The organism is Paenibacillus castaneae, from assembly GCF_002884445.1.
Classification (GTDB): Bacteria; Bacillota; Bacilli; order Paenibacillales; family Paenibacillaceae; genus Pristimantibacillus; species Pristimantibacillus castaneae.
The window spans coordinates 3,175,566-3,192,142 of record NZ_KZ614144.1; the positions used below are offsets into that span (position 1 = coordinate 3,175,566).

At 39.8% G+C, this 16,577-nt stretch carries 19 protein-coding genes and 1 riboswitch; of the genes, 15 read left to right on the forward strand and 4 right to left on the reverse strand.

Annotated elements, in window-relative coordinates; genetic code table 11:
- Window positions 1–273: 273 nt before the first annotated feature.
- The 9 genes from CEF13_RS14130 (at window position 274) to CEF13_RS14170 (ending at window position 7,381) form a co-directional block, all read left to right on the forward strand.
- Complete coding sequence (locus CEF13_RS14130) at window positions 274–948, forward strand: response regulator transcription factor (RefSeq protein WP_102711287.1); 675 nt, start codon at window positions 274–276, stop codon at window positions 946–948.
- Entirely contained in the window at window positions 945–2,336 is a 1,392-nt protein-coding gene (locus CEF13_RS14135) for a sensor histidine kinase (RefSeq protein WP_102711288.1), read from the forward strand. Before CEF13_RS14130 ends, CEF13_RS14135 begins: the two co-directional genes overlap by 4 nt.
- 2 nt (window positions 2,337–2,338) lie before the next feature.
- Complete coding sequence (locus CEF13_RS14140; protein ID WP_244917078.1) at window positions 2,339–2,983, forward strand: phosphatase PAP2 family protein; 645 nt, start codon at window positions 2,339–2,341, stop codon at window positions 2,981–2,983.
- Between the two features lie 60 nt (window positions 2,984–3,043).
- Window positions 3,044–3,451, forward strand: a complete 408-nt coding sequence (locus CEF13_RS14145; protein WP_102711290.1) for a DUF6855 family protein — start codon at window positions 3,044–3,046, stop codon at window positions 3,449–3,451.
- Between the two features lie 186 nt (window positions 3,452–3,637).
- The gene (locus tag CEF13_RS14150) at window positions 3,638–4,450 is read left to right on the forward strand and encodes a COG4705 family protein (protein ID WP_243864465.1); all 813 of its coding nucleotides are present in this window, start codon (window positions 3,638–3,640) and stop codon (window positions 4,448–4,450) included.
- A gap of 165 nt (window positions 4,451–4,615) precedes the next feature.
- Complete coding sequence (locus CEF13_RS14155; RefSeq protein WP_102711292.1) at window positions 4,616–5,383, forward strand: ABC transporter ATP-binding protein; 768 nt, start codon at window positions 4,616–4,618, stop codon at window positions 5,381–5,383.
- Entirely contained in the window at window positions 5,373–6,131 is a 759-nt protein-coding gene (locus CEF13_RS14160) for an ABC transporter permease (RefSeq protein ID WP_166742790.1), read from the forward strand. Before CEF13_RS14155 ends, CEF13_RS14160 begins: the two co-directional genes overlap by 11 nt.
- A gap of 1 nt (window position 6,132) precedes the next feature.
- Window positions 6,133–6,675, forward strand: coding sequence for a hypothetical protein (locus CEF13_RS14165; protein ID WP_102711296.1), 543 nt, complete (start codon window positions 6,133–6,135; stop codon window positions 6,673–6,675).
- Between the two features lie 43 nt (window positions 6,676–6,718).
- Window positions 6,719–7,381: an HAD family hydrolase gene (locus CEF13_RS14170; protein WP_102711298.1), complete on the forward strand. Its 663-nt coding sequence runs from the start codon at window positions 6,719–6,721 to the stop codon at window positions 7,379–7,381.
- A gap of 41 nt (window positions 7,382–7,422) precedes the next feature.
- Here CEF13_RS14170 and CEF13_RS14175 read toward each other — a convergent pair whose 3' ends face one another.
- Both CEF13_RS14175 and CEF13_RS14180 read right to left on the reverse strand, forming a co-directional pair.
- Complete coding sequence (locus CEF13_RS14175; RefSeq protein WP_102711300.1) at window positions 7,423–8,103, reverse strand: LrgB family protein; 681 nt, start codon at window positions 8,101–8,103, stop codon at window positions 7,423–7,425.
- A complete protein-coding gene (locus CEF13_RS14180; RefSeq protein WP_102711302.1) occupies window positions 8,100–8,471 on the reverse strand; it encodes a CidA/LrgA family protein in 372 nt (123 codons plus the stop codon). The genes CEF13_RS14175 and CEF13_RS14180 overlap by 4 nt, the downstream gene beginning before the upstream one ends.
- Before the next feature lie 112 nt (window positions 8,472–8,583).
- Here CEF13_RS14180 and CEF13_RS14185 point away from each other — a divergent pair, with 112 nt between their 5' ends.
- The 3 genes from CEF13_RS14185 (at window position 8,584) to CEF13_RS14195 (ending at window position 11,134) form a co-directional block, all read left to right on the forward strand.
- On the forward strand, window positions 8,584–9,471 hold the full coding sequence (locus CEF13_RS14185; RefSeq protein WP_102711304.1) for a LysR family transcriptional regulator: 888 nt from the start codon (window positions 8,584–8,586) through the stop codon (window positions 9,469–9,471).
- An 80-nt stretch (window positions 9,472–9,551) separates the two neighbouring features.
- Window positions 9,552–9,630: riboswitch (ZMP/ZTP riboswitch) on the forward strand.
- Between the two features lie 56 nt (window positions 9,631–9,686).
- Entirely contained in the window at window positions 9,687–10,289 is a 603-nt protein-coding gene (locus tag CEF13_RS14190; protein WP_102716383.1) for a DJ-1/PfpI family protein, read from the forward strand.
- A 395-nt stretch (window positions 10,290–10,684) separates the two neighbouring features.
- Window positions 10,685–11,134: a GNAT family N-acetyltransferase gene (locus CEF13_RS14195; RefSeq protein ID WP_102711306.1), complete on the forward strand. Its 450-nt coding sequence runs from the start codon at window positions 10,685–10,687 to the stop codon at window positions 11,132–11,134.
- A 55-nt stretch (window positions 11,135–11,189) separates the two neighbouring features.
- On the opposite strand, the gene CEF13_RS14200 is transcribed toward CEF13_RS14195, so the two are convergent.
- A complete protein-coding gene (locus CEF13_RS14200) occupies window positions 11,190–11,729 on the reverse strand; it encodes an NADPH-dependent FMN reductase (RefSeq protein WP_102711308.1) in 540 nt (179 codons plus the stop codon).
- 382 nt (window positions 11,730–12,111) lie between these two features.
- Here CEF13_RS14200 and CEF13_RS14205 point away from each other — a divergent pair, with 382 nt between their 5' ends.
- Together CEF13_RS14205 and rsgA are read left to right on the forward strand one after the other, a co-directional pair.
- Window positions 12,112–12,666, forward strand: coding sequence for a YdhK family protein (locus CEF13_RS14205; RefSeq protein WP_102716384.1), 555 nt, complete (start codon window positions 12,112–12,114; stop codon window positions 12,664–12,666).
- Between the two features lie 271 nt (window positions 12,667–12,937).
- Window positions 12,938–13,999, forward strand: a complete 1,062-nt coding sequence (gene rsgA, locus CEF13_RS14210; RefSeq protein WP_102711310.1) for a ribosome small subunit-dependent GTPase A — start codon at window positions 12,938–12,940, stop codon at window positions 13,997–13,999.
- Between the two features lie 96 nt (window positions 14,000–14,095).
- Here rsgA and CEF13_RS14215 read toward each other — a convergent pair whose 3' ends face one another.
- Window positions 14,096–15,259 carry a family 8 glycosyl hydrolase gene (locus CEF13_RS14215; protein WP_102711312.1) on the reverse strand — a complete coding sequence of 388 codons (1,164 nt, stop codon included), beginning with the start codon at window positions 15,257–15,259 and terminating at the stop codon, window positions 14,096–14,098.
- 253 nt (window positions 15,260–15,512) lie between these two features.
- Here CEF13_RS14215 and selD point away from each other — a divergent pair, with 253 nt between their 5' ends.
- The gene (gene selD / locus CEF13_RS14220; RefSeq protein WP_102711314.1) at window positions 15,513–16,562 is read left to right on the forward strand and encodes a selenide, water dikinase SelD; all 1,050 of its coding nucleotides are present in this window, start codon (window positions 15,513–15,515) and stop codon (window positions 16,560–16,562) included.
- Window positions 16,563–16,577 lie beyond the last annotated feature (15 nt).

Here is a 16,577-nt window from a genome sequence, read left to right on the forward strand (position 1 = left end):
CTCATCCTTTTTTTCTTTACAATTTATCAAATGATTCTGAGTTTTTGATGAGAAGAATGTGTCAGTTAGAGTTTATAAGAAGCTTGACTACAATTTCCAAAAAGGATTAAAGTGAGAAAGTCCAGCATTTTGTTAACGATATTGCCAGAAACTTCTTAAGTAGGTATGCAGCTCTTCCGTTATTTTTCTCATAATGATTTCATTTAAGTCTGTTAGAGTATAAAAATATATGAATAAGATTTGTATTATTGGAAAGGAGCCCAAAGAGAAGCTATGAAAAAAATTCTGATCGTCGAGGACGAGCCTAATTTTGCTAGATTTCTTGAGCTTGAGCTTGTTCATGAATCATATGAAGTCGTGATCGCTTATGATGGAACGAGTGGACTTCAGCTCGCTCTCGAACAAGATTGGGATATGATTCTGCTGGATGTCATGCTTCCCGGAATAAATGGGATAGACGTGTGCCAGGAGATTAGAAAATTCAAAAAAACACTAATTATTATGCTCACAGCAAGAAATAATTTAACAGATCGGGTACTTGGCTTGGATTGTGGCGCGGATGATTATATCCCTAAGCCGTTTGCGATTGAGGAGTTGTTTGCCCGGATGCGCGCGCTTTTCCGAAGATTCGAGAACAGTGAAGAGGCGCTGGCCGTTCTTTCTTTCCGCGATCTCGTACTTAATCTCAACACAAGAATTGTCAAACAATCAGATGAAATGTTGAACCTTACTAAGCGAGAGTTCGATTTGCTTGCTGTGTTTATGCAAAATATCAATTTAGTATTATCTCGGGACAGTTTATTGGATAAAGTGTGGGGCTATAATACGGAAGTTGAAACAAATGTAGTCGATGTATATGTCCGATATTTGAGAAATAAATTGAATGATTCAGGGGAAGATAACTATATTCAGACCATTAGAGGCGTTGGATATGTGATGCGATTATGAAAAAAATGATTATGAAAATAAATGCTCTTCCTATCAAATGGAGAATTACCGTATGGACTTCCTTATGGATGTGCTTTTTCTTTCTGTTATATAATCTAGTGCAATTTGTAGTACTTGACAGGTGGATGCTCTTAGAAGAAGAGCATGCGATCAAGAAAAGAATGGATGAAATTATCGGTTACTACGAAGACAATGAAGCTAGAGATGTGTCTGCAAGCAGAAGCTTTCTGGAAAAGGTGAATCAGAATAATCAATTAATACGTGTGCTAGATGAGAGTGGAAAGCCTCTATTAACGATTAATGAAGGTTTACCGGATCAGTGGGTACTGCCGAAAGCCGTTAGCACAAGGGAGTTAACAAGTATTTGGCACAGCCAAGATCATCTGCTTATTGTTAGAAGCCCGATTCATATTGGTTCATTGACAGGAACAATTGAAATCATAAGGGAATTAGAAAATTACGAAAAGCTAAACCATTTTCTTTTGCTCATTATGGCTATTGGGGGATTAGGCGGAATTGCTTTCAGTACGTTCGGCGGCATTCTGCTTGGCAGACAATTTGTAAAACCGATTGCACAATTAACGGAAACAATGGGAAACATTAAATACAATGGTTTATCCCAAAGAGTCGACTTTATTGATAACCGGGACGAATTATCCAAGCTTAGCCAAATATTCAATGAGATGATGGATCGGCTGGAAGGCTCCTTCAAGAAACAAAACCAATTTGTTGAAGATGCTTCACATGAACTCAGAACACCTATTGCCATTATTGAAGGACATCTAAAAATGCTCTCACGATGGGGGAAAGATGATCCATCCATATTAAACGAATCATTAAACGCTTCATTAGAAGAGCTGGCTCGCCTGAAAGGGTTGACACAAGACTTGCTTGCTTCTTCACATGCAGAGCCTCTTCCTGGACAGAATCAAACCGATCCTTGTTTGATTTTAACTAAGGTAGTAGATGATTTCTCTGTCATTCATCCAGCATTCCTATTTGAAATGAAAACTCAATCTTTATCCAATGTTACGCTAGACATTTCTGCACATCATTTCAAACAAATCATTATGATTGTAATGGATAATGCCATTAAGTATTCAGGAGATCAAAAAAATATTGTTATTTCAGGGAGCATTACGAAGGACAAAGAAATTCAAATACAAATTACGGATAACGGCATCGGTATTCCTGAGGAGCACATTCCCCAGCTATTCGATCGTTTCTATCGCGTGGATAAAGCAAGAAGCCGCAAAGTAGGAGGAAGCGGATTAGGACTATCGATAGCCAAGCGCCTGGTTGAAGCTTATAACGGAACTATATCACTTACGAGCAGAGAGCATCATGGAACAGTTGTTACAATAAAATTGCCGAGGAGTACTGAATAAACGTGAAATGGTTATTTACACGAACATTTGTATTAAGCGTGATTTGCGCAGCGGGTTTTGCATCTATCGCAATCTTAATCGCCAAACAAGCGATTTCAGGATTCGATAACAAAATAATTTCCATCGTCCAAAGTCAACAATCCGACGCGTTAACGCAAATCATGTTGTTTTTTTCTTATATAGGTTCAGGAATTCCGTTATCCATTATTATCATTGCAATTGGGATCGTTTTATATGCTGTTTTGAAATTTCACTGGGAATTGCTTTTTTTCATTGGTGTCATCATCGGTTCATCGCTTTTGAACGTTATTTTAAAGTTAATATTTCATCGTGAACGGCCAACCCTGCATCGAATTGTGGAGAATGTGAGTGGATATAGCTTCCCGAGCGGTCACTCCATGGCTGCATTTACCCTCTATGGCGTCCTTTGTTTTTTGCTGTGGAAGCATGCTGAAAGCACATTTTCACGTATTTTACTGGTAAGTTGTACTTCTGTAATGATTTTAGCCATTGGGATTAGCCGAATCTATTTGGGAGTCCATTACCCTAGTGATGTTGTAGGAGCCTATTTAGGAAGTGGAACATGGCTAGCTGTTTCGATCGGCTTTTACCAACATTTCATTGCGAAACGTGTCTCCAAAGGATAAGCTGGATGTTATAATGTTAAACAAGCCATTCATCATTCACATCAAAAAGGAGTTTGGAAAATGACAGCAGAAACAGGAACAAAAGAAAACCCATGGAAACTAAAAACGCCGCCTCAAACTTCTGAATATGAAATGTACAAAAGCGAAAAAGATGGCAAAGAAATAATCGTATGTACAGTTGGGAAAACGGTATTGCATTATGAATACCGCTGTCTTGCTGATTTGCATAACATGCTAAAGGAACACGGAGATTGGATGGAGCTGGGCAGCACAGACGAACAAAAGCCTGCGAAATCGGGAACTGTGGAATACTGGGGACGCTCAGAGGATAATCCGGTTGGCGGCTGGTATGGCTTAAAGAAGGGGCTGCGCGGACGATTCGGAATGTATATCCCACCATTAATGGAAGAGCTGGGGTTGGCCGAAGTTGAGCATAATCCGAGAAATAATAGAATGAAAGCTAAATAATTAGGGTAACATTACATACAATAAGCATCTTACATCACTAGTAATAGTGGTGTATTTTTTTTGAAAAATGACCTCGAATTGATTTGTTTTGCTCAAAAAAGTTAAACCTCTCACTGTATTCTCATAATTGTGGAATATGATATGCGCATTAGGTTAATAATGCTTTTATGTGAGAGGAGAATGTATATGAACCAGAAATTTTCAAACACGTTAAACGGAGACACAGCAGCTCCATTCCGTGGCAATGCGATATTAAACAAAGTTCCAGAGGTGACCATCTTCTTCTGGCTGATCAAAATAATGGCCACTACAATGGGGGAGACAGCGGCAGACCTGCTTAACGCAAATCTTCATCTAGGATTGACTAATACAACGTTTATCTTAGGCGGACTTTTGCTTATTGCACTGTTCATTCAGTTCAGAGCAAATAAATACGTACCTTGGGTCTATTGGCTTTCCGTATTACTTATTAGTGTAGTTGGCACCTTAATCACGGACAACCTCACCGACAACTTTAATATCCCTCTTGAGACCACTACAATCATATTTACCGTAGTGCTGGCTGCAATCTTTACAGTATGGTATGCAAGTGAAAAAACATTGTCTATTCATTCGATCTATACGGTCAAACGAGAATTATTTTATTGGTTGGCTATATTGTTCACTTTCGCATTGGGTACTGCGGCAGGAGACCTTATCGCGGAGGGCCTTAATTTTGGATATTTGACCTCATTGTCTCTGTTTGCTTTGATGATTGGAGTAGTTGCACTTGGACATTATACATTTAAATGGAATGCTGTACTTTCATTCTGGATCGCATACATCCTAACTCGTCCTTTCGGCGCTTCTTTCGGAGATTATCTCTCTCAGTCGCCTGATGATGGCGGTCTTGGACTCGGAACTGTAGGAACAAGTGCCATTTTTCTCGTTATTATTGTCATCCTTGTTGTTTACCTAACCAAAACGAGAAAAGATGTGACACCGAGAGCAGAGCAATAGACCATTTTCAAGAATGTTAAAAGAGTCCCAATTTCTCTTTTCTTTATAGAGAAATTGGGGTTTTTTATTTCTAATTGATTCCTCTCAACGATACTCACACCGTAATCTCATTTCTAACGATTATAGTAGTTTCATCATACAGGATTCTTTTAAAGGAGTGGTTACATGATAAAAACAATTGGATTAAGAAAGGTGTACAACAATGATTATGAAGCAGTGAAGCACTTGGATCTGAATGTTGGAAGAGGGGATATTTACGGTTTTCTTGGACCGAATGGTGCTGGTAAAACAACAACAATCCGTATGCTCACAGGTCTTATTGAGCCAACAGAAGGTATGGTATTTTTTAATGATCGCGAAGTATCGAAAGGTAAACAAGAATTGAAGAACAATATCGGTGTTTTGCCTGAATCTCATGGTTATTATGAGTGGATGACCGGCAAACAATATTTGCTCTTCTTTGCCTCGCTTTACGGCATGAATAAAGCAAGCCGGATACAGAGGACGAATGATGTACTTGAAATGGTCGATTTAACGGAGAAAGCAAATATTCGTATTCATCAATATTCAAGAGGCATGAAGCAAAGATTGGGGATTGCTCGAACTCTGCTCCACGAGCCGCAAATCATTTTCCTAGATGAACCGACATTAGGTCTTGATCCGCAAGGCCAAAAGGATATAGAGAATATATTGGTGCAATTGAACAAGGAACAGGGAGTAACTATTTTTATTACATCACATTTATTGAAAGATATCGAAAGAATATGCAATCGAGTTGCTATCGTTCAAAGAGGCAGCCTGCTTGTTGAAGACACGATTCCAAGCTTGTTAACAACATACGAAGCCATGATTGAGAAGGAAAACGTGAATTTAGAAGATGTATTCTTCTTTTTGACGGATGAGAAGAGAGGAGAATCCAAACATGATCTATGAATTAGTGAAGAAAGAAACGAAAGAACATATTTTCTCGAGGAAAGGAATCGGTTTTTTATTCATTGTTTCTATTCTTCTCAGCATCATGTCATTCGGCTTCATTTCAGTGAAAGAATTGAGCCTGCTGGATCAACCTTCGATCGTTATGACTACATTCAAGCTGCTTCTCGGTATAAATATTCTCATTTCTATGGTTATCGGATCGACGATGGTAGCAGGAGAGAAGGAGAAGGGGACACTGGAAAGTCTTCTTCTGACTCCTTTAACCAAACGAAAGATCATAATTGGAAAGCTGATAGCCATTTTAGTATTTTGGCTCACTGTTACTCTTATCTCACTGCCCTATTTCATCGTACTGTCAAATGGAACATCAATGCTGCCAACTATTTTGTTTTATTTATATGTTGTAGGGACCGTCCTGGTCATTTCGTTTTCTTCGATCGCTTTAATATTCTCGACAATTCTTGCTTCTACCAAAAATGCGATGATTGTAGGACTTATGATTTTTCTCATCACACTCGTACCCATGTTTCTGTCGACAACAATGAAGAAAGCCGGCTTTGCAAAGCTAATTCAATCCTATAGTCCAATCTCAGCCAGTATGAAAACAATGAAAGATTTATTTATTAATAAACTAGGCGCGCTCGACATTCTCGTCGGGATGGTGCCTGTATTCGTATTCTTTGTCCTCGCCTTATCGGTATCACTGCTTATTTCGAAAAAAGTCGACTTTTTAGGAGGTGAATAGTTTGAATAAACAACTAATTTCACTATTGCTAATGCTCATTCTGTTAATGGTACCGCAGATCAGCAGCGCTGAATCACAGGAGAACACAAGCATATTCCAAATCAAAATTATTTCTCCAGAACAAATTACAGATTATCCAGGAAAAGATGTTAATATTAAGATTAGTGTCAAAAATATGACCGATAAAGAGATTAAAGATGTTTTTACTTATATTACGATGGCGAACATTAGCAAAACCTGGACTGTCAACTTAGAGGATTATAGTGCAGACCAACCGATCACCATCGGTACAATAAGTCCGCATGAGGAAAAAATAGTAGAGCTGCCGATTAAATTAGTTTATTCAGCAGATTATTATTTATATACGACGGTACTTTCAAAAGATAGCCTTAATATCACGTCCAGTCATGCAATCCCAGTGAAAATACTTGGAAATACAAGATTGGTACCACTGCAAGTACAAATCGTTTCAATTGCTGTACCCTTACTTTTATTGATTGCACTAGCTTTGACGTTCAAACAACGAAGAGCTGCATCAGCGTGATCCTGATTTTCATCTATCAAACAATAGGGAAAGGAGTGGTAGATTGCCTATTAAAGCTGTGCTCTTCGATTTAGATGGCACTCTGCTGGACCGTGATACTTCTTTGGCATTATTTGTTCACAATCAGTACAATCGTCTTCCTCAGCTTCACGAGATTGACAAAGGTGAATATATGAGAAGTTTTATTGCGCTGGATAATCATGGTTATGTATGGAAAGATAAAGTATATCAACAGCTTATTGAGGAGTTTTCAATCAAAGGCTTAAGCTGGGAAGAGCTGCTGCATGATTATGTGAATAGATTTAAGGAGCATTGCGTTGGATATCCTAATCTAATGAGTATGTTGAATCAACTTAAGATTAGCCATATTAAGATTGCACTTGTATCAAACGGTTTCGGTCAATTTCAATTTGATAATTTCATTGCATTAGGCATCGATCACTTTTTCGATGAGGTGCTTATTTCCGAATGGGAAGGAATTCGCAAACCGGACCCTGCCATTTTTCTTCGAGCACTATCTAAGCTCGGTGTAAGTCCGAATGAGGCCTTGTTTATTGGCGATCATCCAGAAAACGATATACAAGCCAGCCGAAATACAGGGATGAGAGCTATTTGGAAACGCAGCAATCCCTATGCTATGCCAATTGAAGCAGACGCGATTATTGATGATCTGGGTGAACTGATCGAGCATATCCATAATTTCTAGACAGCAAATAAGACACCCATATGAGGTGTCTTATTTGCTGCTTATTGAAAGAAAGTAATAAGCCAAGGTGCGATCAGAAGCGTGACGAAAGCAGTTAACATCATAGCGAGACTAGCGATCGAACCTGCGATTGCGTTATATTCGAATGCTTTGCTAATGCCGGCCGAATGGGCGCTGGTTCCAAATAAAATGCCCTGGGCGATTGGGCTGTTGATTCTTAACCACTTCACGATAAGTGGTCCTAGAGTAAGGCCAACCAGTCCGGTAATTAAGGTTGCGACAGCGGTAATCGTCGGAACACCCCCTATAATTCCAGATACGGAAACGGCGATTGGCGTCGTTGCAGTTCGCGGGGCAAGGCTTGCCATCAGATCATACTTTAGCCCGAACATGTGAACCAGTTCCGCTGTGGTCAAGAAAGCAGTGATAGCTCCACAGCATACACTAGCGATGATCGCCTTAGCATTTTTCTTTAACACATCCAAATGTTTATAGAGCATCACTGCAAGAGCAATCGTCGCGGGTTCCACCAAATCGGACAACCAAATTGCTCCTTTATCGTAGGTATCGAACGTCACCCCTGACAAAGCGATGATCGTAATAATGACAATTGGTGTAGTGAGTAATGGAGTCAAATAAACCTTTGGATATGCTCTGTAGATTCGCTTTGCAGCCCCATAGATCGCAATAGTAAAAACAAGCCAGAATATGGATTGCATCATGCCGCATTCCTCTCTTTCCGCTCCGAAATTCGCTGAGCTATCATCCCAGCGCATAGCATGACAAGAAGAGTACTGCCTATAATGGAAATGAGGATTTGAATTCCGTTTGCAGCAATCAAACTTTTATAATTAATGATACTAACTGTTGCAGGAATGAAAAATAAAAGCATTTCAGACAGCAGCCATTTGGAGCCGAGTTCGATCCAGTCAAGCCGGATGATCTTAAATTCAAGCAGTGCGAACAAAAATATAATGCCTACAATACTGCCGGGAATGGGTAGATGCAGCCATATAACGAGCGAATCGGATAACTTAGCAAGAAGGATAAAAAATAATACTTGGATGATTGTTCTAAGAAGAGATTTCATATGAATGTACTGCTCCTTTCTTATCTAAGTATACAGAATGAATTCACATAGGTAAAATGAATAAATAGAATGGTTTTCATTCCATTTATCTATGGAAATGAGGTTGGATCGATTGGATATTCACCATTTGCAGCATGTCTCTGAAATAGCACGCCATAACAGCTTCACTAAGGCAGCGGAAGCACTGCATATCACACAGCCGACAATCAGTAAGTCTATTAAAAATTTGGAAAATGAGTTGAACGTTTCCTTATTCGTTAGGCATGGCAATCAAATCAAGCTGACGGAGGCAGGGGAAGCGATCGTTAAGTACGCAGCTCCTATCCTTCAATTATTCGACCAGCTGTCATCTGAATTAAACGATCTAACTTATTTGAATACAGGCAGCATCCGGATCGGCTTGCCTCCAATGGCGGGACCAAGCTTCTTTCCCGGTGTCATCAAGGCATTTCAGGAGCGCTACCCGGGTATAACAGTCAAGTTGGTGGAGAACGGTGCGAGGACAATTAAAGAGTATATCGAGGACGGCTCGCTTGAAGTTGGAGTAGTGCTGCTTCCTGTAGATTCACAAATATTCGATTCGTTTCCTATCGTCGAGGATCGATTAAATGTGATTCTTCCTTTATCGCACTCACTGGCAGAGAGACAATGGATCGAGCTTGATGAGCTTTCGGAAGAGCCGTTCATTCTGTTTAGCAGCGAGTTCGCTCTGCATCACCGAATTTTGAACGAATGCCGCGCAGCTGGCTTTGAGCCCCGCGTAGTGTATGAGAGCTCGCAATGGGATTTTATAGGGGAGATGGTTGGTGCAGGACTTGGCATTGCTATGCTGCCCGATACGATCTGTCGTTCATTGGATTCAGGCAAGGTGAAGGCTGTACCCTTGATTAATCCATTCATTCCTTGGCAATTGGCAATAGCATGGAAGCGTGAAGGCTATTTGCCCATCGCTGCAAAAGAGTGGATTGCATTCACGAGAGAAATGTTCCTAGGGAAATAACGATTCATCATCACAACCGCTTACGGTTGATATTTTCACTTGATTTTCAAACGCTTTAATTGTAATATAATTACAATCATTAAACGGTGTGTAACTGGCGTAAACATGGAGTACCATGAGGAAGCACACCGATAAAAGCCGTACGCCTGGGCGAAGTATTTGATCAAGGATCAGATGCTTTTTTTTATCCAATGAGAGAGGTCAGGTGTATGGTTATGAAAATGGCATTTATTTTATTTGATCAAATGACAGCATTGGATTTTGTCGGATTTTATGAGGCAGTTACTTGGATTGGAATATTGAAATTGAAAGAAGATGTAACCTGGCATTTCTGTTCTAACAAAGCCGAAGTTACAGACGACCGCGGCTTGACGATTAAAATTAATGATGTCAATCCAGATTTATCGGAGTATGATATGGTTTTTATTCCTGGTGGTTATTCGACTAGACTATTAAGAAATGATTCCTCTTTTATTTCTTGGATCAAAACCGCCAGCAATGTAGAGTATAAGGTATCTGTTTGTACGGGTTCATTGATTTTAGGGGCAGCCGGTTTCTTGGAGGGCAAGAGTGCTACAACAAACTCATCCGCATATGATTTATTATCGCCGTATTGTAAGGAGGTCGTTAAAGACCGTCTCGTACGGGATGGAAATATTTTTACAGGTGGCGGAGTTTCGGCATCATTAGATTTGGGGCTATATTTCATTCAATCGTTATTTGGCGAAGAGATCGCCAATGAAGTTCAACTGAAAATGGAGTATCCTTATTATAATTGTTCAGCATATAGGGACGTGAAGTCTCAAAATCCAGTCTAAAGTCATTGACAGCAGCGGTTTTTCAAGTTATATTTTTGGAATAAGTTTACTTTAATGGAGAGGGTGACAGTGATGAAAAGTATCGAATTCTACTCAAATGAATTAAATACATTCAAAAGCACAACATTCACTGCCTCCACATATCCGCTAGTATAAGCATCGTTTGTAAAATTAGTGATGCTGGGATAGAAGGCCATGGTGATCGTTGCCATGGTCTTTTTTGTGTAGAGCAGTACCAATAAGGAGACACTGCCGATGAACACGATAAGAAACTTTTTTCCTAATGAGATCGAAAATTTGAAAGTCATTTTACGATCGGTTTATAAAACAATATATAAATATCAAAATGAACGAACAGAATCAAATGAAATCCAGATAAGGAAAGAGGACAGACCATGAATAATATTGTAGTAACCACTATGACAATAGGAATGCTAGAAGAATGCGTGGACCTCTTTATTGATGTATTTACGAGAGAGCCATGGAACGATGTGTACGAATCCAGAGACCAAGTTAAACGTTTTTTTGAAAACCACTTTAATAATAATTATTTTTTAGGGTATGTAGCTATCGTTGACAAGGAAATAATTGCACTCAGTCTAGGTATGAGAAAGCCTTGGATAGAGGGGATGGAATATTATATCGATGAGTTTTGTGTCAGTGCGAAAATGCAAAGAAGTGGAGTAGGCAGTCAATTCATGAAACTAATTGAAATTGACTTGAAAGCAAAAAACTTAAATAGCGTTTTGCTCTTAACAGACAAATATTACCCATCGCATCAGTTTTATGAGAAGGTTGGATATAGAGTGGTTGAAGATACAATTGTCATGTTTAAAGGTATGTAATAACAGAAAAAAATCCCTCATCTCTTCATTATAAGAGGTGAGGGATTTTTTATTATTAACGCAAAGTTTTCAAAGCGCCGCTCCAAGCGAGAACTTGGTCTAGCATGCCATTAACGTTCGTTAGGTGCAAATCAGCTGGTTTGAAAACAGTTCCGTTCTCAAAATCAGTGAAAAGCGATAATGCCGGGTGGACACGGACGTCCGCGACTGAGAGTTCTCCCAATATTCCACGCAAATGCTCAGCTGCACGGGCGCCGCCAACAGAACCGTAGCTTACGATACCTGCTGCTTTATTGTTCCATGCATCACGAGCATAATCAAGAGCATTTTTCAATGACGCTGATATACTGTGATTGTATTCTTGAACGATAAATACAAAGCCGTCTAAGCTGGCAAGCTTTGTATTCCATGCTGTTGCTTGTTCAGTAGCATCAGCCTCGCCTAAAAGGGGAAGCTTGAAATCAGCGATATCTACGATTTCGTAATTAGCATCTCCGCGCTTGTCAGCGACAGATTTCACCCATTCACCAACTTGTGGACTTACACGACCTTGACGAGTACTTCCTAGAATAATTCCGATATTTAATTTTGACATTGGTATTTCCTCCTCAGTAGTTGTTTTACCGAATAATTTGTCTAAAAAACCCATTTGCTGCACCACCAATCAAATCTTTAAACTTAAGAACATCACTAACATCATGGTGTCGTTTAATCTCTATAATAGTCCCTCAGATGAAAGGATTTATTCTCAAGCTTCAGATTAATTTTAACCATACTCAAACTGTCTTTAATTTGAGTATTTTGAATATGAGATAATAATACCGGATTAAATATATAATGTCAAGTTACTTATTTATAGTTAGTTGAAATCTTTATTATGAATCATAATTAATAATAAGGGCAGAATGCCGTTTAAAAGAAGACTATCTTAGGGAATATTGTAAGGATGAACAAATTAGATGATGGAGGTAAATGAAATGAAAAAGATTTTGACCCTTATTATTTTCGCTGCTGCCATTAGTTTAGTCACTTGTGGTTATGACGTGATGAGCAGCGAAAACCAATTGAACCATCCACATATGGGCCTAAGCTCACATGCGAGTTCAGGTGAAGTTCCTAAAACATTAAAGACAGCGGACAACCCCGTCTTTAAAGTTGGAAGCCAAGCCATAATTAAAGATGACCATATGAAAGGGATGCGGGGTGCCGTAGCCACGATTGTGGGTGCTTATGATACAACTGTCTATTCTGTTTCGTATACTCCGACTACAGGTGGAAACCGAGAGGAAAATCATGAATGGATCATTCAGGAAGAAATAAAGAATGCTTCGGACAAGCCCTATAAGGCGGGAACGAAAGTCATATTGGAGGCAGATCATATGAAAGGGATGTATGGTGCAACCGCCAAAATCGATTCAGTTCAAAAAATAACCGTATATATGGTCGATTACACTCCGACAACAGGTGGAGAAAGAATAATGAATCATAAGTGGGTAGTAGAAAGTGAGCTTTCTCCTGTTCCAGCTAAATAATCAATTGAAGAAAAACAAACTAAGGGATTATCAGAAGGCTGCCGCAGGCAGCCTTCTGATAATCTACAAGTAAGGTCTCGGCGAAAATGACAATGAAGAACTGTGCTACCTGCAAAGCGGATCAAACAAGTATAACTAAACTTTACCTTGAATGATTTGTAAGACCAAATTATGCTTTCAATATCATTAATGAAGGAGAGATGTACTATGAAAATTATATTGGCTTGTATGATGAAGGGATTTAAAGAAATTTGATTATCGGAGGAATTGAATGGGATTATTAGAATTAGGATGGAATGAACAGCTGGAATCCGCTTTTGAGCTATACAAAGATCATGGATATTCAGTTGGTAGAGTAGTGATAGAACACAAAAATGTTTATACGGTATATACAGAAGGCACCCCATTACTCGCAGAGATTTCGGGTAAAATGAATTATTGTGCCAGGGGTAGAAGTGACTATCCAGCCGTAGGTGATTGGGTCGTATTAAAAGAGAATACAGACATATCGATCATTCATAGCATTTTACCAAGAAAAAGTAAGTTTTCTCGAAAGACCGCCGGGGATATTTTTGATGAGCAGATCGTAGCATCAAATATTGATACTGTATTTCTGGTAACCTCATTAAATAATGATTTTAATCTTCGTAAATTGGAGAGATATTTATTATTATCCAAAGAAAGCGGCGCAAACCCAGTTATCATATTAAGTAAAGCAGATCTCTGCAGCAATATAGATGAAAAAATTAAAGAAATACAAGGTTTGGATAGCAGCGTTCCTTTTCACATTATCAGTGCTCTACACAATGAAGGTATTGAACCGTTAATGCCCTATATGTCTAATGGATTGACAGTAGCTTTGATCGGTTCGTCAGGAGTAGGCAAGTCCACCTTGATTAACAGCTTACTTGGGGAAGAGTACCTCAAAGTGAATTCGGTTCGTGACAGCGATCATAAAGGCAGGCATACTACTACACATAGAGAGCTCGTCGTATTGCCTAATGGCGGCGTGTTAATTGATACTCCAGGAATGCGGGAGCTTCAGTTGTGGTCATCTGAAGAGGGATTGAACTCCAGCTTTGATGATATTGATCGTTTAATGAAACAATGTAGATATAATGATTGCACACATATGGTCGAACCAGGCTGTGCGGTTAAAGAGGCATTAGCAACTAATAAATTGGACAAGAAACGTTATGAAAATTACAAGAAAATGAAACGTGAATTAGAACGGCTGGCTCTGAAGGAGAAAGAGCAACTAAAAGCAGCACAAAGAGCAAGTGGCAAAAAGCACTCCAAATTTTTTGACGGTCTGAAGCAGCGTAGAAAATAGCGGCTCTATAATCGCTATACATGACATTAAGCAAAAAAAGGTTGATCTCAAATGATGATTGAGATCAACCTTTCTTTATGCAACGAATAATAATGGCTACATCTTATCTTCAGGCATCCACATTCTGAAGTTGCCGCTCAGAGCAAGCATAGCGAACAAATAGAGACAATTGTCGTAGTAGCGGCGGACACCAGTGCGAAGAGGGGTATTCCACAGCAATTCAACACTCGATTTGGCATGCAATCCATCAGAGGCAGCTAAAGAGGCCATAGCATTTGTCGCTAATAAACCAACGGGATGAAGTGATTTTTCTTCAAACGGCTCGCCTGCAATCGTGTAGCGCCTATAGTCGGCAGGATCAACGCCAGCGAAAAAGGACTGAATCCGATTTGCCTCCTCGCGTTCCCACTCATCAACGCCGAACCATTCGGCATCTAGACCGATATTAGCGGCGACTCGGTATGAATCACTGTAAAAATGGCCATAACCTCGCTCATTATTGGGTGTCCCGTCATAATACGCATATTCTGGCGCTAATCCGGTAACAGGATGGCATGACAGCTTCAAGTAATCTCTGCTTGCGTCTGCCGCTTGCTTCCAGAAAGTTTGATCCGCTGGATTTGCCCACAATGCAAATAATTCATAAAAATGCGGCAAATGGTAGGATGGATCGGAAAAGTGACAGTTTGGAATGAACTTAATTAATTTATTAGTAGGCTCCCACATCGGGGAACCATCATTATTCTCACCTTTATGCACGCAGCTATGAAGCAGGCTTCTAGCTTGATGTCCGTAATCGAAGGGCTCAGAGCCATCTCCCCAACGGTGTGAAGCGAAGAAGAGGGCAAGCGCGAAATATTCCTCTCCGTCCGGAGCAGGCCCATTTGAGCGTCTAGTTCCATCGGTATTGCAGGACCAAGCGAAATAGCCGGCATTTTCTCCTTCTTTCATAAACATATAAGTCATAGTCCATTTCCAGATGCGATCAAATATATCCTTACGGTCAAGCTGAACAGCCATCATCATCCCGTATGACATTCCCTCGGTGCGCACATCGATATTACCGGTATCCAGCAAATAACCCATATCGTCACCGGCCTCGAAATAAATCCGTGCATCTCCATCAACGTTAAATAATTGCTCCCAAGTATCTTCAACCCGTGCTTGAATTTCCTCGCTGCTATAACCGTATTCCATAAAAAGATTGCGATATTTCCCAGTATAAAAAGCACCTGTACCTTGTTTAGTCGACATCTCCATTTCCCCCACACTCCTATAATGAAATAACGTTGTATCCTTCGTTCAATAATTGCATGCATAGCTCTCAGACTTTACGACTATGTAACCGATTGCAATTCGATTCATTAAACTTTAACTTATAACCGATCGAGTTTCCACCCCAAAAAGCTTATCGACTATTTTAAATAGTATAGAATTATTTGCGTTCGCTCTAACTATCATGTACGATTTCAATATTGATTTAAAATTGGAATGTATGAGAGGGTCGAATTCAATGAATCCAAATAATACGATAAAACTAACATCCCTATCGAGCAAAGGGGGCTGCGGCTGCAAGATTGGGCCAGCTGATTTAAAACAAGTTATAGAAAACCTTCCGTTCGTAGAGCGCAATCCCAATTTGCTCGTCGGCTTTGAAACGAGTGATGATGCCGGAGTATTTCGAATTAGTGATGATTTGGCATTAGTTCAAACCGTTGATTTTTTTACACCAATCGTAGATGATCCTTATTCTTTCGGTCAAATAGCGGCTGCTAATGCATTAAGCGATATATATGCTATGGGGGGAAAACCGCTAACTGTATTGAATATCGTTGCTTTTCCGATTTCTACGCTTGATAAAAGCATATTAACAGACATTTTGCGTGGAGCAGCGGATAAAGTAATAGAAGCTGGAGCAACGCTTGTAGGCGGACATTCTATAGATGATAAGGAACCTAAATTCGGTCTTGCAGTAACCGGACTTATTCATCCTGATCAAATTAAAACCAATGCGGGTGCCAGACCCGGAGACAAGCTTATACTAACAAAACCAATTGGTGTCGGTATTATGACAACATCTATTAAGAAGGAACAGCTGAGTGTAGAAGAGGTTACGCGGTTAACTCATGTGATGGCCGCATTAAATAAGACTTCAGCTGAAATCATGAATAAATATGATACACATGCATGTACAGACGTAACAGGCTTTGGTTTAATCGGACATGCTTTGGAAATGGCTAAAGGAAGCGAAGCCGGAATAACAATAGTGAACGATGCGGTACTCAAGCTGCCTCGTGTAAGGGAACTTGCTGAGAATGGTTTTGTACCTGGCGGAACGAAAAACAACTATGCACATATTGAAAATGACGTCGTTTTTCCTGATTCAATGGATCAGATCGATCGATGGATTCTTTGCGATGCGGTCACTTCGGGCGGCTTGTTAATTGCTGTATCAGCTGAGCAGTCTGAGCAGATGCTGAATGAGCTCAAACAAGCAGGAGTGGAAGCGAGTATAATCGGTGAAGCTTCAGCTGACAATCCAGGTCAAATCGTCGTTCTTTAATCTAAAAACATAAGG